This window comes from Streptomyces sp. NPDC001407 (genome assembly GCF_042895325.1).
GTDB lineage: Bacteria > Actinomycetota > Actinomycetes > Streptomycetales > Streptomycetaceae > Streptomyces.
The window spans coordinates 150,304-173,529 of the sequence record NZ_JBIAWF010000011.1; the positions used below are offsets into that span (position 1 = coordinate 150,304).

Consider the following 23,226-nt stretch of genomic DNA (forward strand, 5'->3'; position numbering starts at 1 on the left):
TCGCGTTCACGCATAGACGCGTAGCGCCACCCCCTCTACTGTCGGCGGGCAGGCGGCCCAAACGGGGCCAGAGCAAGGGGGTTTGGCATGTCCGAACGTTCGGCACTCACCCGGCTCACGGGCAACGGCAACGGCGAGTGCGGAGAGAAGGACTGCCCGAACGTGTACCGCACGGCCACGGGATCGTTCGTCGTGCAGGGCGACGTGTCCAACGCCTTCACCCCGCCCTCCGGAGAAGGGCTCGTGGAAATCCCGGAGGCGGTTCTCAGGGAGGCATTCCGTGCACTTGGATGGTGACGCGTGGAATGACTGCTTCGATTCCATGGAGCGTGGGGCGTGGCGGCTGGAAACGCTGCCCGTCTACACCATGCCCCAGGAAGCGGAGAAGCTGAAGCGCTTCCTAACCGGGGAGAAATCCCCGGACGATTACACGTCGGCCTGGGTGGACGAGGTTCGGCAATGGGCCTCGGAAGGGAAGAGCGTCGGCAGGGTGCACGTCGTGACTCGCCCGCTCTCGGATTACCTCCGGTTCGAGTTCGAGTATTACTACCGGCACCACGTGAAGGCGGGCGAGGATATCCGCATTCTCGACCTCACCGACCGAGAGAACCCGGGGCTTCCGGATCAGGACTTCTGGATGTTCGATGAGTCCAAGGTGGTTCTGATGAACTACCGGGCGGACGGGACGCAGATAAACCGGGAACTGTACGAGGGTGACCCTGAGCCGTATCGGCAGTGGAAGCGGATTGCCGTTGCCGAGTCGGTTCCATTCCTGGAGTACGTGAGCGGGTGACGTTCGACCCTGAACAGCTGGGGCAGCCGAAGCAAGAATTGGCCGCCCTGCTGAAAGAACTACGCAAGCGAGCCGGCCTCACTGGGGACCGGCTCGCTCGGCGTTGCAACATGTCCCAATCGAAGATCAGTCGGATCGAGAACGGGAAAGCGCAACCGAGCCTGCTCGATCTGGAGAGAATCCTCCGGGCTGTCGTTGCTCCGCCCGAGGTCATCGAGGAGGTCATTGCCCTCGCGAGGCTGGCCAATACCGAGTGGCAAGACCTGCGCTCGCTGCGCCGCAGAGGACTGGAAAAGAAGCAGACCGAACTTGCCGCGCTCGAATCCTCCTCTACCGAGTTCCGTTTCTTCCTGCTCTCAATGATTACGGGACTGCTGTCCACCCCTGAGTACATCCGGGCCAGCCTCGCCCATTCCCCGGCTGATGTCACTAAGACGATCGCGAGGAAGTTGGAGCGGCAGGAGGTTCTTTACGACACGAAGAAGCGGTTCACCTTCATCCTCACCGAACAGGCCGTGAGGTGGCCGCTCCTGCCCCCGGCCGCGATGGCGATGCAGATTGACCGGCTGGCCTCACTGACCCACCTGCCGAATGTGAAGCTCGGTGTCATCCCAATCGCGGGATACAAGCCCATGGCTCCGATGGACACCTTCACTGTCTACGACAACACCCTGGCCACTGTGGAGAACACCACCGGTGTCGTGATCCTGAGAGATCCACGCGACATCGAAATGCATTTGGAACTGTTCTCGACACTGGAGGGGTACGCGGTGTTCGGGGCCGAAGCGCGAGCCTTGTTGACGGAGTGGGCTGCCGCCTGCCGTTCATGATCTTTAGTCCATGACGGGAAAGAACTACACAGCCGCCGATTTCTGGGCCAATGATTTCCCCCATGACAGCGACCGAGCGAAACGAAGAGCGGGTGCGCTACGGCGTAGGTCGGGGGCTGGAGTACCGGCGGGCGTTCGGCCCTGATGGTGGTGTGCGCTCGTGACCGGGCGTATGACTCTGCGGGTGTCGTACGACGGCGGCCGGACGTACGGCCCGGTGCGTGAGGTGCAGGTGGAGCCGCGCAATGCGGTGATCCTGGGTTCGCCGACCAAGTACCCGCCGTGCGGGTGCCCTCGGTGCACGGGCCGCAGCTCGTTGCCTGCCAGTGCTCTCCGCCCCGTGGCGGTGGAGCCGAAGGCGACGTGATGGGTGGCGTGCGTCCTGGCTCTCGCCGGAACTCTGGCGATCCGGTGGCCGCCGCACTCGCCGCTGTCTCCCTTTGCTTCCTGCCGGATTCCCGGCGGGAGTTCCCCGAGAAGAGAGAGGTAGTCCGATGGTGGAAGAGAACACCACTTCGGTGGCCCCCGAGGGGGGTGGCCTGCTCGTCGCGAAGCGGAAGATCGTGGCCGCGCGCACCCGCGCCGAGCAGGAGTCTGACGTCAGCAGTGGCCGTTCCGACGGCAACGACTGACGGGAGCGCCCACGTTGCTTGATGCAGCCTCGTGGGCGGGGCGTCTGGGCGGAGACACGTTCCTCGCCCAGACGTACCACCGCTCCCACGCGCACTTCCCCGGGGCCGCCGACACAGCGGGCCTGTTCTCCTGGGACGACCTGAACCGGATCATCGCCACGCAGCGGCTGGAGCCGCCCCGGCTGCGCCTGTCGGCTGACGGCGAGATGGTCCCGCTGCACCGCTACGCGATCCCAACCACGAACCGCCGCGCGGTCACCTGGTCCCGCATCCAGCCGTCCGACTTCCACGCCCAGCTCAGGGACGGGGCGTCGCTGGTCCTCGACGCCGTGGAGAAGATGCACCCCGCCGTGGGGGCAGCTGCGGAGGGATTGGAACGCTTCCTCGGGACTTCCGTGCAGGCCAACGTGTACGCCTCGTGGACCGAGCGGGAGGGCTTCGGCCGGCACTGGGACGACCACGATGTGGTCGTGGTCCAGCTGCACGGCTCGAAGCGGTGGCGCCTGTGGGGGATGACCCGTGAAGCTCCCACCTTCCGGGACGTGGAGTCGCCGGAGGAGCCGGAGGGCGACCCGGTGGCGGACCTCGTTCTGTTCCCGGGTGACGTGCTCTACCTGCCGCGCGGCTGGTGGCACTCGGTCACCGCTGACCAGGGGACAGAATCCCTTCACCTCACGTTCGGGATGGTCCCGCACACGGGCGCTGACCTGATGCTCTGGATCGTTGACCAGCTTCGGGCGTCCCTCGCGCTCCGCAGGGACGTCCCGCGGTTCGGCTCGCTGGCGGAACAGTCGGACTTCACCGACGCCGTACGCCGTGAAGTGGCCGACATGATGGCGGACCCCCGCCTCGTGGAGCGGTGGGCAGAGTCGATCGACACGACGGACCTGGGCCACGCGATTCCGTCCCTGCCCTACGTGGACGGCCTCCCCGCACGGGGGGAGATCACGGTCAAGCTCACCACTCCGAGGGGCCGCCTGACGGCGAACCGCGAACAGGGCACGGTCACCTTCTCGGCGGCCGGTACCGCTTGGGACTTCGCCGAGTCCGCCGCGCCCGCGCTGGGCACACTGCTGACCAACCAGCCGACCACGCTCGGCGAACTCGCCGACTCCGCCGGACTGGAGGTCAAGGAGGTGGCTGAACTGGTCTCCGTCCTCATCGACGGCCACGCCGTCGCAGTCGTGGGGACGGCGCTGTGACCGCCGCTCTCTGCCTGGGGACATACCGCGTGCGTGCCGTCAGCCGGGCGGCACGCACCGCCCTGGCTGCCGGTAGTCCCTGGGTGGACACGGCACCCAACTATGCCCGTGGTCGGGCGCATGAGGAACTGCGCCCGGTTCTCGGGGAGTACCCGACCGTGCGGGTAGCCACGAAGACGGGGTTCTTCGCGGAGGAGCAGGGCCGTACCGCCCTGGCTGAGGACATGCTCACCCGGGAAGAGGCGGCCGGTAGGCACAGCCTTGAGCGGGGCTTCGTCCGCTGGCAGACGGAGCGGTCGTTGGCCGCGCTCGGGCGCGTGGACCTGGTGTTCGTGCACAACCCGGAGCACCACGGGCACGGCCTTGACCGTGCCGTTCTGCACGGGCATGTACGGGAAGCCTTCACCGCGCTGGAAGAGTTCGCCCATGCGGGCGGGATCGGCGGGTACGGCGTCGCCACCTGGTCGGGCCTGACCTCCGGAGCGCTCAGCGTGCCCGAGTTGCTCGCGCTCGCCCGGCAGGCGGCCGGTTCCGCCGAGCATCACTTCACGGGCTTGCAGATGCCCGTCAGCCTGATCATGGATGCCCCGATTACACAGGCCCTGAACGGCGGCGGACCGCTGGTGCAGGCGAAGGACGCGGGGCTGATCACGTTTGGCTCCGCGCCCCTGCACGGGGGCGAACTCCTTGACGCCATGACACCCGAACTGGTGAACCTCATCCACCCCGGCCTGTCGGCCGCAGCCGCTGCCCTGCTGGCCGCTGGCTCGTGCCCTGGCCTCGATGTCGTCCTCACCTCCGCGAGCACCCGCGAGCACTGGGACGATGTGGCCAAGGCTCTGGCTGCGCCGCTGACGGCCCAGGAACTCAGGAGGGTGACGGATGAACTCGCCGGTGAATGAGGAGGTGCAGGCCCTGATGGAGGCCGCCCACGACCGGGCGGCCAAGGCACTGGGCCTCACCTGCACGGGGCCACTGGCGTGGGGCTTCCTCGGTGTCACCCTCGGACGCCGAGCGGGGAACCGGTGGCTACGGGTCAGCCGGACGGCGAAGAGGAACGCGGGCAGGAAGGCGGGGGAAGGCATCGTCGGAGCCTCTGAGCTGGTACCTGACGGCGTGCCCCACCCCCACCTGCACGCGGTGCATGACTGGACTGACGGCGAGTGGGCCTTCGAGGCGGAAGTCCTGGACTACCTCACGCAACCCATCGTGTCCCCCGACCGGGCCGACATCGACCACGACCCGGGGTTGCCTGACGAGTGGTGGGCGGACCTTCGCCAAGCCCTGGCCCTCCTCGCTGAAGCGGAGGGAGTGAAGGCAACCGTGCGGGACGGGTGGATCGAACGAGCCTTCCCCCAGTTCCTCGGCATCCCTGCCCCCGCCAAGGTGGAGCGGGTGACCGGTCACGGTGACCTGCACTGGGGCAACCTCACCGCCGCGCCCCTGTGCCTGCTGGACTGGGAGCGGTGGGGACGGGTGCCCTTCGGCTATGACGCGGGACTCCTCCACGCCAACAGCCTGCTTGTTCCCGACGTAGCCGCCCGCATCCGCAAGGAGTTCGCGCCGATCCTCAACACCCCCGCCGGCCGAATCGGGGAACTCGCGGCCCTGGCCGAGATGCTGCAAGCCGTAGCCCGTGGCTGGTACCCCGACCTTGCACCCCACCTCGTGGCCCATGCAGAGGCGCTCACCGGAGTGCGCCCGCCCGCCCCTGTGCACTCCGAGGTGAGCGCCTGACCGTGCCCCTGTGCGCCGGTCTCAGTCGCTCTCACCGATGTGCCGGTACAAGGTGGCCCGAGAGATCCCCAGAGCCTTGGCAATGGCCGTGACGCTCTCTCCCTTGGCGTGCCGGGCACGGGCTACGGCTAGCTTGTCGTAGCCCACTACGGAGGGGCGTCCACCGTGGTTGCCCTTGCGGGCCGCAGTGTCCAGCCCTTCCAACGTCTTCTCCCGGATGCCTTCCCGCTCCACCTCGGCGGCCACGGCCAGGACGGCGAACACGATGGCTCCCGCCCCGTTCGGGTCGTACACACCCTGCAAGGGGCCGGAGAGGAGTTCCAGTTGGATGCCGCCCTTCTGGAGCGTGGACGAGAGGGTCATGAGTTCCGCCGCGTTGCGGGCAAGGCGCTTCATCTCCACCACGGTGAGGATGACGGGCTGGTTCGGAGCGGCTGTCTTGAACTCCCGTGCGAGAGTGAGGGCATTCTCCAGTTCCGGCCGCTCCTTCACACGGGTACTGATCTTCTCCGAGAACACCCGCGTGCAGTCGGCACGGGCCAGCATGTCCAACTGGCTCTGTAGTTCCTGCCCAACCGTGCTGCACCTGGCATAGCCCAGTCGTATCGCTGGGCCCGGCACGGCTTCAGCCACGACAGGCACGGGCTCACCCTGCACCCACCGCTTACCGGGGTTGCGGTCGGCCGGGGTCTTCACGGTGAGTTCCGCCTTCAGAGACGGCACGAGGGCGAAGCGCCCCGTGTGGTAGTTCGCTGCCACCTTGCCCGCACCCGTACGGCAGGGGCTACCGGCGGGGGCTTCGCACTTCGGGCAGGTGTGACGCTCGACCTGTTCGGCCGACGCGGTGTTCGTGGCCATGATGAGACCGTCTCATAAACGTGTCTCGAAAGCCAGTCGCGAGGCGGATCTTTTGAGACGGGTTTCGAGACGCAAGAGTGAGGGCGAATCGGACACCGCCCAAGAGGTGCCAGAGCGTCTCACTGTCGAAGGTTTTTGAGACGTCCCGTCGCGGTCGCTCTGCACCCATCGGCAACCTGTCGCGTTGCACGGTAGGCCCTCACAGTCAGGGGGAGGGATCGGCCAGCACTCGCCGGGGTGACGGCGGAGGGGGTGGGGGATGACCCCCGAGTGGATGAGCTAGGACCGCCGTGTCTTGGCGGCACGGGTTGCGCCACTGTTCCAAGGTCGCCCTACGCAAGAGGCCAGGGAGTTGGGTTAGGTCATTCCGGCTACTGCTCCCCGTGTAAGCGCATAGTCTTGGGTCGACCTATCGGCGCCGGCCGATCCCATACAAGACCTCGGATGCGAACCTCTATGGCTGCGACTCCCTCGACCTCCGCCGACGCCTTCTTGGCTTGCTATGAGGCCATGCAGCGTGCGGTGTTGATCAAGCGCGTAAGCAAGTCGGATAAGGAGTTTCACTTTCAGAACTGGGTCGGAGACCGTCTGACTGACGCCGACCTCATGCACGACTCGATCGGGAGAAATAGCTACCCGGACTTCACGCTGGTACACCATCCAGAGGGCTATGAGGTTAAGGGGCTCCAGTGGCCCGGAAGGGAGGCAGACTACGATAGCAACAGTCGAGTTCCTACCGGTCTGCATAACGGTCGAACGGTCTACTACGTTTTCGGCCGATACCCGGCCAACTCTGGTGAATCAGAGTATCCCGTGGTTGATTTGGTCGTATGTCATGGCGACTTCCTGAACGCCGATCACACATACGTCCACAAGAATAAGAGTTTTCGCGGATTCGGATCGTATGGTGATCTCTTGGTTCGCGACCGGAAGATGTACGTCGCCCCGACTCCATTTGCGCTGACCGAAGGGACAACAGGGCAGGCAACGCTCATCGTTCCAGCGGAATTTCCGATGGACGGGAGGCTTGAGAAAGTCGGCGATCTGGTTCGCGTAGAGGCGCGTGATATCATAGTCGGGTACAGCTTTGACATGCGCGAGAACGTGCTGACGCCTCAGTTCGCTCCGAACCCTTCAGCCGGCAAAGAGCACCGCTTTGCTGCTTATCGCATGAAGGGGGCGGGCAGTGGAATCGTTAGCATGAAGAGCCCGGTGCAGGTCAATGATCAGCTCCTCCTTGGTGGCGACGAGTGACCCTTTTTGAAATTGACCATGTGACCGATCTCGCTGGCAAGCTTTCTCAGGTGCCTCCTCGCACGGCTCTGGAATACGACTTCCCTGCGGCCGAACTGAGCCAGATCGGGGAGCATGAGTCCTGGCGCAAGGAGGTGCATCGTCCGGCGACCAGCACTCACAAATGGTGGGCCAAGCGGCTCGGATCGATCTTTCGTGGCATTCTGACGTCTGCGCTCACCGAGGATCGTTTCGCCGCCATGGGGGCTTATTCGACGGCAACTAGCCTCGACGGGATGACGGTGTTCGACCCATTTTCGGGATCGGGCACAACTGTCGTGGAAGCTGCAAAGCTTGGAGCCAAGGTAGTCGGCTGGGATATCAACCCGGTTGCAACTCTGACGCAGCGCCAAGCCGTGCACAGGTGGGATAGCTCGGAACTCAAGCGGGCGTTCAAATTCCTTGAGGAGAGTTGCCGCCCGGAGATTGATCGGGTGCATCGATCTGAGAACGGGGAAACCGTCCTTTACTACTTTTGGGTAGGAGTAGCGGACTGCCTCACCTGTGGCGTAGCCACGCGGCTATTTTCTTCTCACGTGTTCTCGCAACATGCTTACCCGAAGCGCATCCCCGATGCTCAGATCGTCTGTCCGGAGTGCTTGGATATTATTCCTGGTAGGTATGATTTCGAGTCGTTGACCTGTCGCAATGGTCACCTTGTCAAGCGCGACGGAGCAGTCAATCGCAGCATCATGACGTGCTCGCAAGGCCATGTGTCCAAGGTTGTTGACGCACTGGGAGGGCAGCCTCCGAATCGAGAGATGTTTGCTAAGCTCGTGCTTGATTTTGATGGGAAGAAACGCTACGAGCCCATCAGTCAGTTCGACAAAGATCTTTACGCCGAGTGTTCCAAGTTGCTTCGAGAGAAGCAAGATTATCTAGTGACTCCCCGCGGAACACTTGACGATGGACAGAACACTCGACAGGCAATCCGATGGGGATTCCAGGAGTGGCGTCAGTTCTTCAATGACCGCCAGCTATATTCGCTAGGGTTGCTGGGCGCCGCCATCCGGGACCTCGACGATATTGACGCCGCTGAACGGGAAGCTCTCGCCGCGCTCTTTTCTGGAACACTAGAGTTCAACAACATGTTCTGTTCCTTCAAGGGGGAAGGAACCGGAGCGGTCAGACACATGTTCAGCAACCATGTACTGAAGCCAGAACGCACCCCCCTGGAAGCTCACCCATGGGGAACCCCAGCATCGTCGGGTTCATTCTCCACCCTGTTTCAGAGTCGGCTCATGAGGGCACAGGCATATAAGCTCTCTCCCTTCGATCAAGTTTTGGTCGGCGGCCAGGTTCAGCGCGTCGAAGGTTTGTCGCACCCGATCGAGTTGACGCTCTTCGATGAGTGGCCCCAAGGAGGGTTGCCCGACGGAGCAGTCTATCTGCGCACTGGGGATGCGTCGCAAACCGATCTGCCTGATGCGTCAGTTGACCTAGTGATCACTGACCCGCCGTATATGGATAACGTCCACTACTCGGAGTTGGCTGATTTCTTTCACGCCTGGCTTAGGGAGGTAGTGCCGTTCGAGCGTTATCCGGTGACTCGCGACACCACCCGTAACATCGGCGAGGTGCAGAGTGCCTCACCGGAAGAGTTCCAGAAAGCCATTGCTCGCGTCTGGCGTGAATGCGCTCGTGTGCTAAAGGTTGATGGCCTCCTTGCCTTTACCTTTCACCAAGCCAGGATTACGGGGTGGGTGGCACTCATGCAGGCTCTCGCTGACGCCGGGTTGGTAGTGACCGCCGTCCGCCCCGTAAAGGGCGAGATGACTACGAGCGTTACGAAGGGAGGGAAGGAGCCGTCAAACCTCGACTCGGTAGTGGTCTGTCGAAAGCGGTCGGGGGCGGCTCGCAACATGATGACTGATCCGCGAGCAGCCGCGCGCGCTGGCGAGCGTCTGCTGAGCGAACTACAAGCCACGGAAGTTTCGGTCGGAGCTGGTGATATTCGATCAGTGATCCGCGGATATGTCCTGGCGACCTATACCGCAAATCCGGAACGGGTTGATCTCTTGGCTACGGCTGCACTCGCAGATGAACTGGCGACCGAGTGTATCGACCGCCTGGCTCCTTGAGTGAAAGTCTCGTTAAGTCCGGAAGTGGGGGCATGCCCCTCCCCGCCGATGACATCAACCGGCATGCCTTAGCAGCTCATATCCTGCCACGGTTCCAGACCTCGTCAGGGCAGCGGCGACCGTGGGCGGCGGCGGAGAAGTAGCAGGTGGGAGCGCTGTGCCTAGCCTGGCTGGCACGCGGAGCCTGCACAAGAATGACGCCTCCGGGGCTTGCCGTAAGCGGCTTGGCCCTGTGGCCGCGTAAGCGGCCCACGCCTCTTGCTGCAAGTCGAAGGGGCTTCGCGCTATGGGGGCGCGGCAGCGCCCCACCCGGCTGGCTTCCCGGTCTTCCTGATGTCGGCCCCTTCGGGGCCGCTCTGCCGAAGTGGCTTCCAGCTGCGCGGCCGGAGGCCGCCCCTGCCGCTTACCTCTTCGCCACCGCACTCGCCGTTGATGGGGGCGCTGCCGCGCCCCTGCTTCCCTTCGCCGCTGCACGTTAGTGGCTCCACGATGTCGGCCCCTTCGGGGCTGCTCATGGCGTAGCTCCTTCGATCCTCGCCTTTACGTCTTGCTGTTGACGTACGTACGTGAGTCGCTTCGCTCTGCCGGCCCCGGCAGGGGCCGGGTATTCAAGGCTTGCGAGGCTAAGAACCTACTGAGATAGATAAAGAGCAGCGAACGTTTCCGCAGGTCAGGTGACGTACCACGACACGGGCGGCGTGTCCCTCCGCCACGTCCGGCGTGTACGTTCCGCGTGTTTGTACACCTGACGCGTGTCGGTCTGGACGGGTGAGCGTTCAGGAAGCCCACGCCCAAGGCGTGGCGCCGCCGTGCACGCTGCACTTGCGGCCACCCCGGCCGCCCTTCTGGAAGTGGCGATGGGCCAGGGTGAGGCACCGGACGGTTGAGTCCGGTCCGATGAGGTCCAGCGCCTTGGCTCGCCCGACCGCGTTCGTGACGCTCTGCCTGGACGGGATGACTCCACCTTCACCGACAAGGATCGTGGCGAGCTCACCCATGCGGAACTCGGCGTGACCTATCTGGTTCGCCTTCCACAGGGCGGAGAAGTAGACGCGGTATGCCAGCGGGTGCCGGTTGTCACGGGCCATGCATTCGCACTGCGCCTGAGGGAGGCCGCCCCACTCGACGCCGGGTCCGAAGTCGATGCGCACTGAGTCCTGATCCTTCCCATGTGGCGCGGTGTGCGCCGGTTGTTGATGGTTTGCATGTGTTCCCTTCTGGTAGGCACGGCCAGCCGTCCGGCTGGCTTGGGGTTGGGGTTCAGGTCAGGCGACGGCCGGGCACTGCTCCTCGATCCAGCGGTCCACGTCGGAGGGCCGGAAGCGGAGGTGTCCGCCGATCTTGCGGGCGGGGATGTTGAGTGCTCGGTGGTTGTTGTAGACCCACGCGGGCGTCACGCCCAGGTACTCGGCCAGGTCGGTGACGCTCATCAGGCGGGCGTTCTGCAAAGGACGGCTCCTCGGTTAGCGGAGGGGAGGGTTCTTCCCCTCGGGCTGCCCATCCCGAGTTATCAGTCTGGCTCAGTCAAACCCGGATGCGTCACACCCTGACTTGCCTGATGCGTTTCGGTTCCGTACGTTGTCGGCCATGACGAACACCAACGATCACGAGGGCAGCGCTGCGCCCCGTGCGGGCATCGAACAGTTCCAGCGCATCGGGGCATGGAAGGTCACCATGTGGATGCCGCTCGACTCCACATCGGGCAACCCCCGCGAAATCCGGATCGAGCCCCACGAGGAAGCCGACCCCCAAGAGGTGGCGCGCGGCATCACCAGCACGGTCCTGCGGCAGATCGACACCGCCGCGTTCGCGAAAGACGTAGGGGCGTTGACGCGGCTGAGCCGCGCTGGCGAGCAGGCGATCGAGAACTTCCGGCGTGAGCTTGCCGGCCTCCCCAAGGGGGTGTCGGACGAGTACCTCGCGGTGCTCTCCGCCCTGTACGTGCGCTTCGTGAACCTCGGACGGACCGCACCCGCCCAAGACCTTGAGCTGTGGACAGGGACCAAGCAGGCGACGTTGAAGGGCCACCTCCGGGCGGCGCGTCAGCGTGGCTTCCTGACCAAGGTCGAAGGCAAGGCGGGCGGACAGCTCACAGACAAGGCGATCGAAACGCTGAGGGGGATCAATGTCGAACAGGTGCGACAGCCGTAGCGGCTGGGACAGAGCGAGGGGGAACTAGCCGGGTGGCAAAGCGCGGCAACGGGCTCGGTGGGACTCCGGTGGAGATCCCGCGCACGGGCCGACCGAACACCTGGGGCGTGCGTACGCCCCTGCACTTCAACCCGGCGACGGGCAGGAAAGAGCGCTACTGGATAGGCCGGGAGTACAGGAACAAGACCGAAGCGGAACGGGGGCTGCGCAAGTGGCACACCGACCATGAGGCAGGCACCCTCACGCCCCGCTCCGACATGACCATGGCCCAGCTCATGGAGGGGTGGCTTGCCAAGCACCGGGGCGAAGACACCACGAAGGAGGGGTACGAGCCGAAGATCCGGCTGCACATCAAGCCGCACATCGGCAGGGTGAAGGTGGTGGAGGTGACGGACGAGCGACTGGACGAGCTGTACCGGCTCTTGGAGGCCACGCCCATCGAGGCCAACGGCAACAAGCCGCTCGGCCCCAAGAGCGTCCGCCACATCCACAACATCATCTCGGCGGCGCTGGACTCGGTGACCGGACCGAGGAAGCTCCTCACGGTCAACCCGGCCCACACTGCCAACCCGCCCACGGAGCGGCAGATCAAGGCGGCACAGCCGGACTTCCCCACGCTCAACGATCACGAGACGCGGGGGTTCCTGGCGGACATCTGGAAGCCGTGCGGCAACCGGGCCTGTGACGGCGGGCTGACTCACCACTGCCTTCGGGACGCCCCGCTGTGGACCGTCTACGCGGCCACCTCATGCCGCCGTAGCGAGGTGCTGGGGTGGAAGTGGTCGCTCATCCACTGGGATGAGTGCGCCATCGAACTGGCCTGGGTCGTGGTCGAGGAAGGCAACACCTACCGGCTGCGGAAGCTCACCAAGGACGGAGACGACAACGCGATCATCTACGTAGACCAAGCCCTGATGAACATCCTCAAGTGGCAGAAGGAACGCCAGGACGCGGAGCGGGAACGCCTCGGGGATCTCTGGGTGGACCATGACCTCGTGTTCGCCCGCGACGGCTTCAAGCTGTACCGGGGTGAGGCGGGCGGACCACAGGACCCCGAGAAGGTGTCGGCCCGCTGGCGGACGGCACGCAACCGTCTGCACCTGCCGGAGAACTTCCGCCTGCACGACTGGCGGGCGTCGAAGATCACGAACGATCTCGACAACCACGAGAACCCGGTAGAGGTCTCGGCCAACGCCCGGCATCACTCGCCGGGCTACACCATGGCGCGGTACGGCAGGCGTCGCGCTGAGGGAGCGAAGAAGCTGGCAACTTCGAGCGCCAGTCGACTCGGCCTGTCATCCCTGGTCTGACCAGGAAATTCGCTCGGCTGTTGGTTACGTGGTTGGTCACGCCACAGTCTGAGAAACAGAAAAACCCCAGATGAACTGGGGTCTCTTCTGGTGTCCGAGGGGGGACTTGAACCCCCACGCCCGATAAAGGGCACTAGCACCTCAAGCTAGCGCGTCTGCCATTCCGCCACCCGGACCAGGTGTTTTGTCTTCCGGGCTGTTCCCCTTCCGACGAGGAAAACAATACCAAAGATCTGGAGTGCTCGATCACGCGGTCGGTCGCGGCGGCCGGGCGGTGTGTGGCGGGCGTGTGTCCGGAGCATTGCGCCCTTGGGCTGCGGAGACAGGAGAGAGAGGATGGCGGAGGACCACGCCGTGGGCCGCCCCGCGGGGGTGGGTCGCGGCAGCGAACCAGAGGAGGCAGCGTGAGCGAGTCGAAGCCCGTCGGTAGCGGGCCGGGCAGGAGCGCCGAGGACGAGGTCGTCGACCTCTGCCGCGATCTGATCCGCATCGACACGAGCAATTACGGCGACCACTCCGGGCCGGGCGAGCGCGCCGCCGCCGAGTACGTCGCGGAGAAGCTGGCCGAGGTCGGGCTGGAGCCGCAGATCTTCGAGTCCCACAAGGGGCGGGCCTCGACCGTGGCCCGGATCGAGGGCGAGGACCCGTCGCGGCCCGCCCTCCTCATCCACGGCCACACCGACGTCGTGCCGGCGAACGCCGAGGACTGGACCCACCACCCCTTCGCGGGCGAGATCGCGGACGGCTGCCTGTGGGGGCGCGGCGCGGTCGACATGAAGGACATGGACGCGATGACGCTCGCGGTCGTCCGCGACCGCATGCGCTCCGGGCGCAAGCCCCCGCGCGACGTCGTGGTCGCCTTCCTCGCCGACGAGGAGGCGGGCGGCGTGTACGGCGCCCGCTATCTGGTGGACAAGCACCCCGGGCTCTTCGAGGGCGTCACCGAGGCGATCAGCGAGGTCGGCGGCTTCTCCTTCACGGTCAACGAGAACCTGCGCCTCTATCTCGTCGAGACCGCCCAGAAGGGCATGCACTGGATGCGGCTCACCGTGGACGGGACCGCGGGGCACGGCTCGATGACCAATACGGACAACGCGATCACGGAGCTGTGCGAGGCGGTCGGGCGGCTGGGGCGGCACGAGTTCCCGGTCCGGGTAACCAAGACCGTGCGGTCCTTCCTCGACGAGCTGTCCGACGCGCTCGGCACCCCGCTCGACCCGGACGACATGGAGACCACGCTGGTCAAGCTCGGCGGCATCGCCAAGATGATCGGCACCACGCTGCGGAACACCGCCGCCCCGACGATGCTCGGCTCGGGTTACAAGGTCAACGTGATCCCGGGCCAGGCCACCGCGCACGTCGACGGGCGCTTCCTGCCGGGTTACGAGGAGGAGTTCCTCGCGGACATCGACCGGATCCTCGGCCCCCGGGTCAAGCGCGAGGACGTGCACGCGGACAAGGCGCTGGAGACGACCTTCGACGGCGACCTGGTCGACGCCATGCAGAAGGCGCTGCGTGCCCACGATCCGATCGCGCGTGCCGTTCCGTACATGCTCTCGGGCGGCACCGATGCCAAGTCGTTCGACGACCTCGGCATCCGCGGCTTCGGGTTCGCTCCGCTCCAGCTGCCGCCGGAGCTGGACTTCGCGGGGATGTTCCATGGTGTGGACGAGCGAGTGCCGGTGGAGGGCCTGAAGTTCGGGGCACGCGTGCTCGACACGTTCCTCGACGAGAGCTGAAACCTCGTAAATCTGTGCTGAGTTAACCGAAAAGTGTGAACGATCATAGGGTTGCGTAGCCCGATTACCTCCTCGTCGTTACAGGTGTGCGGTCCGCGGCTGGGACCGCATTGCCAACAAGGAGGATCCAATGCTCAAGAAGGTTGCCGCCGCTGCGGCTGCCACCGGTGGTCTCGTGCTCGCGGGCGCGGGCATCGCCGCCGCCGACTCGGGTGCCCAGGGCGCTGCCGTGAACTCGCCCGGCGTCGCTTCCGGCAACGTGATCCAGGTGCCCGTCAACGTTCCGGTGAACGTCTGTGGCAACACGATCACCATCGTCGGGGCGCTGAACTCCGCCATGGGCAACACGTGCGTCAACGAGTGACGTTGTGCCTCAACCCGTAAGGGTGTGAAGGCGGCTCCGGAGTGTGCGCCTCGCGCTGCTCCGGAGCCGCTGGACTTTCGCGCGTGGGTATCCATCCCGTGCGCATCCCGCAAGAAGGTCTAGAGAGGCAGTACAGAACTCATGCGACACGTGACCAAAAAGAGCCTGATCACGGTGGCGGCCGCGACCGGCGTCATCGCCATGACCGGTGGCATCGCCACCGCTGACTCCGGTGCCCACGGTGCCGCGGTCAACTCCCCGGGCGTCGCGTCCGGCAACACCGTCCAGGTCCCCGTGCACGTCCCGGTCAACGCCTGTGGCAACACCGTGACCGTGATCGGGGCCCTCAACCCCGCCTCGGGCAACCACTGCTTCAACGGTGGGGGCGGCCACGCCCACCAGGGCCACGGCAGCGGCCACGGTGACCACGACCACGGCAGGGGCGAGCACGGCGGCCACGGCGGCTCGGGTGCGCAGGGCGCGAGCGTTGGCTCGCCCGGCGTGCTCTCCGGGAACACCGCGCAGGTGCCCGTGGAGGTGCCGGTCAACGCCTGTGGCAACAGCGTCAACGTCGTCGGCGTCGGCAACTCCGCCACCGGCAACGACTGCGTCAACAACGGTGGTCACGACCACCGCGGGGGCGACAACGGCGGGGAGCACAAGCCGCCGCACAAGCCGGGCAAGCCGGGGGAGCACCAGCCCCCGTGCGACGAGGACCACGGTCACAAGCCGCCGGCCGGTCACCACCCCGGTGACCACAAGCCCCCGGCCGACCACACGCCCGGCAGCCACAAGCCGGCCGAGCACGGTCCGGCCCAGCACCCGGCCGGTCACAAGCCGGCCGACGTGCACCCGGCGCACCTCGCCCCGGCCGTTCACCCGGCCGCCGCGGTGAAGTCGGCGCGCAAGGAGGCCGGCGTCCTCGACGTCGCCGCCGCCCCGGTGACCAAGGCCGCCCAGCTCGCGCACACCGGTGCGGGCCAGCTCGGTATGGCCGGTGCCGCCAGCGCCGGTCTGCTGCTCGGCGGCGCGGTGCTCTACCGCCGCGCGCGCTCCGCGCAGAACTGATCCAGGCACACAGGGCTGACCACGTCAGCACGGAGCGGGCCCCGCAACCGCGGGGCCCGCTCCGTGTCTGCTGTCACCAGGTCGCGCGCAGCTGGCGGATGATCCGACGGCGCAGCCGCACCTTGCGGCTGCCGTCGGGATTGAGGCGCAGTCGGTCCAACTCCCAGTGTCCGTACTCGGCGTGGTCGGTCAGCAAGCGTGTGGTCGCCCCTCGGGAGACACCCCTCGGCACATACACATCACAGAATTCGTATTCCGGCATCGCATCTATTGTGCGGGAACCGGCCCGGTGCGGATAGCGTCTGCACTATGTCTGATGCTGCGCAGCCATCCGCTGCCGAGGTACGCGCCGCCGCCGAGGCGGTCAAAGCCGCCCTGGACCGTCACCTCGACGCCGTCGAACGCCGGTCGGGGGAGGACGACCCGGCCGTCTACGCCGCGTTCAACGAGCTGGCCGCGACAGCCGAGGCGTACGACGAGCTGCTCTACGACGTCTACGACGAGGTCACGCCCTTCGAGATCCCCGGTGACGACACCCTGCCGGCCTATGCCGGGCCGGAGGAGCCGAGCGCGGTGAGCGTCCTGATCCGCCGGGACTACGCGGTGGTCGAGCCCCCGCGGCTGCTCGCCCAGGCCCAGCGGGTCGCCGACCTGGACCCCGACGCCGACCCGGACACGGGCGCCCCCGGCAGCACGGCGGGCGTCGTCGGCAGCAGCGTGCACGCCGCCCTCGGTGTGCTGTTCGGTGAGTACGAACCGGACGAGATCGCCTCGCGGCACAAGGAATTCGGCCTGGAGGAAGGCGACTCCACGCTCTGGGTCGCCGCGGCCGACCACCCCGCCGAGCCGGGGGACTGGCTGGCCGCCCCCTTCGACCAGGCGGACCCCCAACGGGTCATCTGCCGCTTCGACGTCAGCGCCGTCTTCGACGAGGAGGCGGACCCGGACGAGGACGGCCTGGACGACGACACGTTCGACGACGAGGACGGGGCCGTACGGGGCGGGAGTGCCCCCGGGCACTGACTCCGCGGACACCACGGATGCCGTACGGGGACCGGGCGCCGGGCCCCGTACGGCCTGCCCGGGTCAGCCGGACCGGTGCTGGGCGCGCAGCAGGGACTTGAGCCGGGTCGTCCGCTCCTTCGCCGGGACCTCGGCCACGGCGCGCGGCAGCGCCTGGTCGACCCCCTGCACGACCGACAGATGGCGCTCCGCCCTGCCGAAGGCCGTATAGACCCACGACCGCGTCAGCGTCCGCGCGGCGTCGCCCGGCAGCACGACCACGGCCGCGGGCCAGCGCATCCCGGCCGCCTGGTGGGCGGTGACGGCCCAGCCGTGCCGCACGGCCTTGCCGACGAGCTCCTTCGGCACGACCACGGGCGTGCCCGCGCAGTCCAGCCGCAGCCCTTCCGCGTCCGCGGAGACCACGGTGCCGGGGATCATGCGGCCGGGTGCCGGGACGTACGCCACCCGGTCGCCCGGGTCGAAGCCGCCGAACCGGCCGGGGCCGGGGTTCAGCCGCTCCTTCAGCGCCGCGTTGAGCGCGCGCGTGCCGGCGGGGCCGGCGTGGCCCGGGGTGATGACCTGCGTCTGCTCGGCAGGCACACCGATCGCCCGGGGGACGGAGTCCGCGACGAGCTGCACCGTGCGGTGCACGGCCTCGCCCGGGTCGCGGACCGGGACGATCACGACCTCCTTGCCGGGGGCGTCCACCTTGTTCAACTCGCCGATGCCGATGCCCGACACGAGTTCGCCGAGCGGGCCCGGATCCGGGGTGCGCGAGACGACGGCGGGGCAGGCGTGGGCGGCCACCACATCGGCGAACACCCGGCCCGGTCCGGCGGACCACAGCACGCCCGGGTCACCGCTGAGCACCAGCCGGGTGCCGTCCGCCAGGGACTCCACGAGCACGGCGGCCGTCTCGACGTCGAGCTGGGGGGCGTCCAGGACGGCGAGCACATCGAGGGCGAGCGAACCGTCGGCGTCCCGCCCGGGGCCCTCCAGGCCGGACAGCAGGCCGGTGACGGTCACCGCTCCGGTTCCGCCGAGGGCCTCGGCTCCGCGGCCGCCCTCGGCGTGCACGGCCACCCAGGCGCGCAGCCCGACGGCGCGCGCCGCGCCGACCAGCGCCGCGACCTCGGCACGCGAGGCTTCCCCGCCGCTGTGCGTCACCAGTCCGGCTCCGGCGACGGCCTGGATCAACTTCTTGGCCGAAGCGGATGCCGAAGCGGCCTGCGCCGCTTCGGCGAGGGCTGCCCAGGGGTCGGCGGGGGGAGTGGCGGCGTCCGCACGGCTGTCGCCGTGGACCTCGCCTCCGGCGGCGGCTGTGCCATCGGCCGCTTCAGCGGCTGTGGTTGCGGCCACGCTCTCCGCTCCGGCCGCTCCGCCGCCGGGCTCGGCTACGGTCGTGCCGCGCTCGGTGGTGTCGCCGTTGGCGTCGGCCCCTGTTCCGGCTGTGCCGGTGTCGGGCGCGCCGCCGTCGGCGCCTGCTCCGGCTGTGCCGCCACCGGTTGTGTCGCTCTCGGCGCCTGCACCGGCTGAGCTGTCGTCAGCTGTGTCGTTGCCAGGCCCGGTTTCCGCTCCGGCCGTGCCGTCGGCCGCCGCGCGGTCGTCAGCTTCGGTTTCCGTTGCGGCCGCGCCGTCGTCTGCAGCCCCGGCCTCGGGGTCCGTTTCGGCCTTCACCGCGGGCGTGCCGTCATCGGCCGTACCGCCGTCGCCTTCGGCTTCCGCCCCGGCCTCGGTTTCCGCTCCGGTCGCGTCCTCACCGGCCGTACCGCCGTCGCGTTCCGCTTCCGGCCCGGCCGTGTCGCCGACGACGGTCTCGGCCCCAGCCGCGCCATCGTTCGCCGTACCGCCGTCGTCCCCGCTCCCCGCCCCCTCCGTGCCGGGGCGTGTCGTGAATGTGCTGATCAGGCGGGACAGGCCGTCCGCCAGGCTCTCCTCCGCCATCGCGTAGCGGTCCAGGCCCAGGAGGAGTCGGACCGGTGTCTCCTGCTCCTCGCCCTCCTCGGTGGGCCGTGCGCCAGGGGTCTCCAGCGCTTCCTGGAACACCAGCACCGTGCCCTCGGCGATGGCGCTCTGGAGGGCTTCGTCCGGATCGGGGACCGCGTGGCGGGCGAGGGCCTCGCGCAGGGTCGGCGCCTCCAGCACGGTGTGGCCTTCGAGCGCGGCGCGCTCCAGCAGCCAGCCGGTCAGAGCGGCGGCGCGGCGCTCGTCGCCGGGGCCGCACTCCGGGCCCAGCAGCGCCCGCGCGAAGCCGTCGGCCTGCTCGGGGCGCACGCCCGGGACGGCCAGCAGCTGCCAGGGGTCGTCCCGCAGGAGCGCTCCGGCCTGCTCGCCCAGTGCCTCGACCGCCCGCACGGCGAGCTGCTCCGGGGCGCCTCCGGCGGCGAGCACCTCCCGTACGCCGCCGAGCCCTTCGGCCAGGGCCGCGTCCGACAGCGGGCGGTGCGGAGCGGCGACGACGGCGGGCCGGGCCACGGCGGGGCCCGCCGTGGACGCCTCCGCGCGAGGGGCGGAGGGCCTGCGCGCCGGGCGGCTCGGCTCGTTGAAATACGAGGCGGCCGACCGCTCGCCGCTCTCCACGGCCCGCACGGCCGCGGCCAGCGCCTCCGCCACCGCGGACCGCTTCCCGGAGTCGGCGGGCTGCGCCGCGGCCGCCTCCGGCTCGGCTTCCTGCCGCCCGTCAGCCGGAACCGCCTCAGCCGGGGCCGCGTCGGGTGACGGTGCGCCACGGGACCCCAGGGGCCCGGCGTCCCCCTGGGGGTCCGGCGAGGCGGGGCGGCGGTCGGTGCTCACAGGGTGCTCCAGTCCTGATCGGGGTAGCGGTGCACAGGGGCCGACACATCGTCGAGCGCCTGGCAGATCTCGTCCGGAAGCGTAAGGGCTTCCACTGACAATGCCGCTCTGAGCTGCTGTTCGTTGCGCGCGCCGACGATCGGGGCGACCACTCCGGGCCGGTCGCGCACCCAGGCCAGGGCCACCTTCAGGGAGGTGGTGGCGAGGCCGTCCGCCGCCGTGGCGACGGCGTCGACGACGCGGCCCGCGGGCTCGTCGAGATACGGGGCGACGAAGGGGGCCAGGTGCTCGGAAGCGCCCCGGGAGTCGGCCGGGGTCGCGTGCCGGTACTTCCCGGTGAGCACGCCGCGGCCGAGCGGCGAGGACGGCAGGATCCCGATGCCCAGGTCGAGCGCGGCGGGCAGCACCTCGCGCTCGATGCCGCGCTGGAGCAGCGAATACTCCATCTGTGTGCTGGCCAGCCGACTCCGCACGCCGGGCGCGGCCAGCTGCCAGGTGGCCGCCTTGGCGAGCTGCCAGCCGCAGAAGTTGGAGACACCGGTATAGCGGGCGCGGCCGCTGCTGACGGCCATGTCGAGCGCTTGGAGGGTCTCCTCGAGAGGTGTGTGCGGGTCGAAGGCGTGGACCTGCCACAGGTCGACGTAATCCGTGCCGAGCCGCTCCAAGGAGGCGTCGAGCGCGGCGAGCAGATGGCCGCGCGAGCCGTCGAACCGCCGGTCGGCGTCGAGGACGCTGCCGGACTTGGTCGCGATGACCAGGTCGCGGCGCGGCACCAGATCCTCCATCAGCCGGCCGAGCAGATACTCGGCGCCGCCGTCCGCATAGACGTCCGCGGTGTCGACGAGCGTGCCGCCCGCTTCCCAGAACGTCTTGAGCTGATCGGCGGCATCCGGCTCGCCGGTGTCCCGCCCCCAGGTGAGCGTGCCCAGCCCGATCCGGGATACCCGCAGGCCGGTGTGGCCCAGCTGCCTTTGCTCCATGAGCGCTGAGATTACTGGCCGCGGCCCGTCCCGTGTCCGCCTGTGGACAACTCCCGGCGGCGGCCTGTGGACAACTCCCCGATGACGTACCCCGGGCCGGCGCGCTACGCTCCCCGGAACAGCGACGTTACTGATGGGTAAGGGGAGCGGTTATGGGTCGTATGAGGCTCGGGATCAACCTCGGCTACTGGGGAGCCGGGATGGACGCCGACAACCTCGAGGTCGCCCGTGAGGCCGACCGCCTCGGTTACGCGGTCTGCTGGGCCGCCGAGGCGTACGGCTCCGACGCGCCCACCGTCCTGTCCTGGGTCGCGGCCCAGACCGAGCGGATCGACATCGGTTCGGCGATCTTCCAGATCCCGGCCCGCACGCCCACGATGACCGCGATGACCGCGGCCACCCTCGACTCGCTCTCCGGCGGCCGCTTCCGGCTCGGCCTCGGGGTGTCCGGCCCGCAGGTCTCCGAGGGCTGGTACGGCGTGAAGTTCGACAAGCCGCTCGCCCGTACCCGCGAATACGTCGACATCGTCCGCAAGGCCATGTCCCGCGAGCGCGTCACCCACGACGGTGAGCACTGGACCCTGCCGCTCCCCGGCGGCCCCGGCAAGCCGATCAAGCTGACCGTCCACCCCGTGCGCGAGCGCATCCCCCTCTACATCGCCGCCATCGGCCCCAAGAACCTCGAGCAGACCGGTGAGATCGCCGACGGCGCCCTCGTCGTCTTCTTCGCGCCCGAGCACGCCGAGGAGACCACCCTGGGCGCCCTTCGCGCGGGCCGCGCCAGGATCGGCAGGGACCTCGACGGCTTCGACCTGGCCCCGACCGTCCCGATGGCCGTGGGCGACGACGTGAACGCCCTGGCCGACCTCTTCCGCCCGTACACCGCCCTCTACGTCGGCGGCATGGGCAGCGCCAAGCAGAACTTCTACAACAAGCTCGCCCAGCGCATGGGTTACGAGAAGGCCGCCGCCGAGATCCAGGAGAAGTACCTCGCCGGGGACAAGCAGGGCGCGGCCGCCGCCGTCCCGCGCGAGCTGATCGACTCCACCACCCTGCTCGGGCCCGTGGAGCGCGTCGCCGACCGGATGCAGGCGTACGCCGACGCCGGGGTGACCACCCTGTCGCTGGCCCCCGCGGGCTTCACGCTGGACGAGCGGATCGCGAGCCTGCGCGCCGGTGTGACCGCTCTGGAGCGCGCCGGACTGGCGTAGCCGAGGGGTCCGGCGGATCGGATCTACGGCCGTGGTGGGGGCTCGGGGTGTCTTCCCCGCCACGGCCGGTACAGAACACAACGCCCGTACGGCCGAGGGGTTACGCCTCGCGGGGGACCCTTTGCCGCACCTTCGACACGCCGGGCGGGGCGAACGCCGCATGCCGGGTCACAGCCACCCGCGCCGCTTGAAGTAACGGTGCAGCCAGAAGACCAGACCGGCCATCAGCACGACCGCCGCCGGGTAACCCCAGGGCTGCCGCAGCTCCGGCATGTCGTGGAAGTTCATCCCGTAGATACCGGCGATCATCGTCGGGACCGCCGCCATCGCCGCCCACGCGGAGATCTTGCGCATGTCGTCGTTCTGCTGGACGCCCACCTGTGCCAGGTGCGCGGACAGTATGTCCGTCAGCAGCCGGTCCAGCCCGTCCACGTACTCGTTCGCCCTCGTGAGGTGGTCGCTCACGTCGCGGAAGAACGGACGCGAGGGCTCCGGCACGAAGGGCACGCCCGCGCCCGCCAGCCGTGACATCGGCTCCGCCAATGGCCCCGACGCCCGCCGGAACTCCATGACCTGGCGCTTGAACGCGTAGATCCGCGACGCCGTGTTCTTGGAGTCCCCGCCCACCGGGGCGAAGACCTCCGTCTCCAGCTCCTCCAGGTCCGCCTGGAGCTCGGTCGCCACCTCGATGTACTGGTCCACGATCGCGTCGCTCACCGCGTACAGCACCGCTGCGGGTCCGTGCCGGAGCACCTCCGGCTCCTGCTCCAGCCGGTGGCGCACCTCGGCCAGCGGGCTGCCCTCGCCGTGCCGCACGGTCACCACGAAGGAGTCGCCGAGGAAGAGCATCAGCTCGCTCGTGGTGACGGTGTCCGCGTCGTCGTCGTAGGTGACGGGCTTGAGCACGACGAACAGGGAGTCCTCGTAGACCTCCAGCTTCGGTCGCTGGTGCGCCTTCAGGGCGTCCTCGACGGCCAGCGGGTGCAGCCCGAACTCGCCGGCCACCAGCTCGAACTCCTTCTCCGTGGGCTCGTGCAGCCCGATCCAGAGGAAGGAGTGGCCCTCCGCCCGCGCCTCGTCGAGGGCATCGGAGAAGTCGGCGGGGCCCTCGGTGCGGCGTCCGTCACGGTAGATAGCGCAGTCCACGATCACGCGTGCATTGTGCCGCCTTCCGGGGGA

Annotated in this window: 23 protein-coding genes and 1 tRNA gene; 16 read left to right on the forward strand and 8 right to left on the reverse strand. The window is 68.1% G+C overall.

Going from position 1 to position 23,226, the window contains the following annotated elements:
- Nucleotides 1–87: 87 nt before the first annotated feature.
- From ACFY1P_RS17490 to ACFY1P_RS17520, 7 genes are all read left to right on the forward strand, one after another.
- Nucleotides 88–297 (forward strand): hypothetical protein, encoded by a 210-nt coding sequence (locus ACFY1P_RS17490; protein WP_078870908.1) that lies wholly within the window; start codon nucleotides 88–90, stop codon nucleotides 295–297.
- Nucleotides 281–793 carry a DUF6879 family protein gene (locus ACFY1P_RS17495; protein WP_390751053.1) on the forward strand — a complete coding sequence of 171 codons (513 nt, stop codon included), beginning with the start codon at nucleotides 281–283 and terminating at the stop codon, nucleotides 791–793. Before ACFY1P_RS17490 ends, ACFY1P_RS17495 begins: the two co-directional genes overlap by 17 nt.
- Entirely contained in the window at nucleotides 790–1,623 is an 834-nt protein-coding gene (locus ACFY1P_RS17500) for a helix-turn-helix domain-containing protein (protein ID WP_390751054.1), read from the forward strand. Before ACFY1P_RS17495 ends, ACFY1P_RS17500 begins: the two co-directional genes overlap by 4 nt.
- A gap of 494 nt (nucleotides 1,624–2,117) precedes the next feature.
- Nucleotides 2,118–2,255, forward strand: a complete 138-nt coding sequence (locus tag ACFY1P_RS17505) for a hypothetical protein (RefSeq protein WP_169748831.1) — start codon at nucleotides 2,118–2,120, stop codon at nucleotides 2,253–2,255.
- A 14-nt stretch (nucleotides 2,256–2,269) separates the two neighbouring features.
- Nucleotides 2,270–3,457, forward strand: coding sequence for a cupin domain-containing protein (locus ACFY1P_RS17510; protein ID WP_390751055.1), 1,188 nt, complete (start codon nucleotides 2,270–2,272; stop codon nucleotides 3,455–3,457).
- Between the two features lie 29 nt (nucleotides 3,458–3,486).
- Nucleotides 3,487–4,359 carry an aldo/keto reductase gene (locus ACFY1P_RS17515; protein WP_390751056.1) on the forward strand — a complete coding sequence of 291 codons (873 nt, stop codon included), beginning with the start codon at nucleotides 3,487–3,489 and terminating at the stop codon, nucleotides 4,357–4,359.
- Complete coding sequence (locus ACFY1P_RS17520; RefSeq protein ID WP_390751057.1) at nucleotides 4,340–5,194, forward strand: hypothetical protein; 855 nt, start codon at nucleotides 4,340–4,342, stop codon at nucleotides 5,192–5,194. The genes ACFY1P_RS17515 and ACFY1P_RS17520 overlap by 20 nt, the downstream gene beginning before the upstream one ends.
- Nucleotides 5,195–5,215: 21 nt before the next feature.
- On the opposite strand, the gene ACFY1P_RS17525 is transcribed toward ACFY1P_RS17520, so the two are convergent.
- The gene (locus tag ACFY1P_RS17525) at nucleotides 5,216–6,052 is read right to left on the reverse strand and encodes a recombinase family protein (protein WP_390751058.1); all 837 of its coding nucleotides are present in this window, start codon (nucleotides 6,050–6,052) and stop codon (nucleotides 5,216–5,218) included.
- Nucleotides 6,053–6,562: 510 nt separating this feature from the next.
- Between ACFY1P_RS17525 and ACFY1P_RS17530 the strand changes: the two genes are divergently transcribed.
- Both ACFY1P_RS17530 and ACFY1P_RS17535 read left to right on the forward strand, forming a co-directional pair.
- The gene (locus ACFY1P_RS17530; RefSeq protein WP_390751059.1) at nucleotides 6,563–7,306 is read left to right on the forward strand and encodes a hypothetical protein; all 744 of its coding nucleotides are present in this window, start codon (nucleotides 6,563–6,565) and stop codon (nucleotides 7,304–7,306) included.
- Nucleotides 7,307–7,326: 20 nt separating this feature from the next.
- A complete protein-coding gene (locus ACFY1P_RS17535; protein ID WP_390751060.1) occupies nucleotides 7,327–9,426 on the forward strand; it encodes a DNA methyltransferase in 2,100 nt (699 codons plus the stop codon).
- Between the two features lie 776 nt (nucleotides 9,427–10,202).
- On the opposite strand, the gene ACFY1P_RS17540 is transcribed toward ACFY1P_RS17535, so the two are convergent.
- Both ACFY1P_RS17540 and ACFY1P_RS17545 read right to left on the reverse strand, forming a co-directional pair.
- Nucleotides 10,203–10,577: a hypothetical protein gene (locus ACFY1P_RS17540; RefSeq protein ID WP_390751061.1), complete on the reverse strand. Its 375-nt coding sequence runs from the start codon at nucleotides 10,575–10,577 to the stop codon at nucleotides 10,203–10,205.
- 114 nt (nucleotides 10,578–10,691) lie between these two features.
- The gene (locus tag ACFY1P_RS17545) at nucleotides 10,692–10,874 is read right to left on the reverse strand and encodes a helix-turn-helix domain-containing protein (protein ID WP_390751062.1); all 183 of its coding nucleotides are present in this window, start codon (nucleotides 10,872–10,874) and stop codon (nucleotides 10,692–10,694) included.
- Between the two features lie 139 nt (nucleotides 10,875–11,013).
- Here ACFY1P_RS17545 and ACFY1P_RS17550 point away from each other — a divergent pair, with 139 nt between their 5' ends.
- Both ACFY1P_RS17550 and ACFY1P_RS17555 read left to right on the forward strand, forming a co-directional pair.
- Nucleotides 11,014–11,577, forward strand: coding sequence for a hypothetical protein (locus tag ACFY1P_RS17550; RefSeq protein WP_390751063.1), 564 nt, complete (start codon nucleotides 11,014–11,016; stop codon nucleotides 11,575–11,577).
- Between the two features lie 32 nt (nucleotides 11,578–11,609).
- Complete coding sequence (locus ACFY1P_RS17555) at nucleotides 11,610–12,887, forward strand: tyrosine-type recombinase/integrase (RefSeq protein WP_390751064.1); 1,278 nt, start codon at nucleotides 11,610–11,612, stop codon at nucleotides 12,885–12,887.
- An 88-nt stretch (nucleotides 12,888–12,975) separates the two neighbouring features.
- Here the strand turns inward: ACFY1P_RS17555 and ACFY1P_RS17560 are convergent.
- Nucleotides 12,976–13,063 (reverse strand) — tRNA-Leu (locus ACFY1P_RS17560).
- A 228-nt stretch (nucleotides 13,064–13,291) separates the two neighbouring features.
- Here ACFY1P_RS17560 and ACFY1P_RS17565 point away from each other — a divergent pair.
- From ACFY1P_RS17565 to ACFY1P_RS17575, 3 genes are all read left to right on the forward strand, one after another.
- On the forward strand, nucleotides 13,292–14,626 hold the full coding sequence (locus ACFY1P_RS17565) for a M20/M25/M40 family metallo-hydrolase (protein ID WP_361533345.1): 1,335 nt from the start codon (nucleotides 13,292–13,294) through the stop codon (nucleotides 14,624–14,626).
- Nucleotides 14,627–14,756: 130 nt separating this feature from the next.
- A complete protein-coding gene (locus ACFY1P_RS17570) occupies nucleotides 14,757–14,990 on the forward strand; it encodes a chaplin (protein WP_390751065.1) in 234 nt (77 codons plus the stop codon).
- A 141-nt stretch (nucleotides 14,991–15,131) separates the two neighbouring features.
- Complete coding sequence (locus ACFY1P_RS17575; protein ID WP_390751066.1) at nucleotides 15,132–16,058, forward strand: chaplin; 927 nt, start codon at nucleotides 15,132–15,134, stop codon at nucleotides 16,056–16,058.
- Nucleotides 16,059–16,131: 73 nt separating this feature from the next.
- On the opposite strand, the gene ACFY1P_RS17580 is transcribed toward ACFY1P_RS17575, so the two are convergent.
- The gene (locus ACFY1P_RS17580) at nucleotides 16,132–16,320 is read right to left on the reverse strand and encodes a DUF5703 family protein (protein ID WP_361533246.1); all 189 of its coding nucleotides are present in this window, start codon (nucleotides 16,318–16,320) and stop codon (nucleotides 16,132–16,134) included.
- Between the two features lie 47 nt (nucleotides 16,321–16,367).
- Between ACFY1P_RS17580 and ACFY1P_RS17585 the strand changes: the two genes are divergently transcribed.
- Nucleotides 16,368–17,081: a hypothetical protein gene (locus tag ACFY1P_RS17585; RefSeq protein WP_361533243.1), complete on the forward strand. Its 714-nt coding sequence runs from the start codon at nucleotides 16,368–16,370 to the stop codon at nucleotides 17,079–17,081.
- A gap of 63 nt (nucleotides 17,082–17,144) precedes the next feature.
- Here the strand turns inward: ACFY1P_RS17585 and ACFY1P_RS17590 are convergent, their stop codons facing one another.
- A complete protein-coding gene (locus ACFY1P_RS17590; RefSeq protein WP_361533240.1) occupies nucleotides 17,145–19,856 on the reverse strand; it encodes a helix-hairpin-helix domain-containing protein in 2,712 nt (903 codons plus the stop codon).
- The gene (locus tag ACFY1P_RS17595; RefSeq protein WP_361533237.1) at nucleotides 19,853–20,836 is read right to left on the reverse strand and encodes an aldo/keto reductase; all 984 of its coding nucleotides are present in this window, start codon (nucleotides 20,834–20,836) and stop codon (nucleotides 19,853–19,855) included. Before ACFY1P_RS17595 ends, ACFY1P_RS17590 begins: the two co-directional genes overlap by 4 nt.
- A 161-nt stretch (nucleotides 20,837–20,997) precedes the next feature.
- Between ACFY1P_RS17595 and ACFY1P_RS17600 the strand changes: the two genes are divergently transcribed.
- Nucleotides 20,998–22,047 (forward strand): LLM class F420-dependent oxidoreductase, encoded by a 1,050-nt coding sequence (locus ACFY1P_RS17600; protein ID WP_361533249.1) that lies wholly within the window; start codon nucleotides 20,998–21,000, stop codon nucleotides 22,045–22,047.
- Between the two features lie 168 nt (nucleotides 22,048–22,215).
- Here ACFY1P_RS17600 and corA read toward each other — a convergent pair whose 3' ends face one another.
- Nucleotides 22,216–23,199 (reverse strand): magnesium/cobalt transporter CorA, encoded by a 984-nt coding sequence (gene corA, locus ACFY1P_RS17605; protein ID WP_361533234.1) that lies wholly within the window; start codon nucleotides 23,197–23,199, stop codon nucleotides 22,216–22,218.
- Nucleotides 23,200–23,226: the final 27 nt, after the last annotated feature.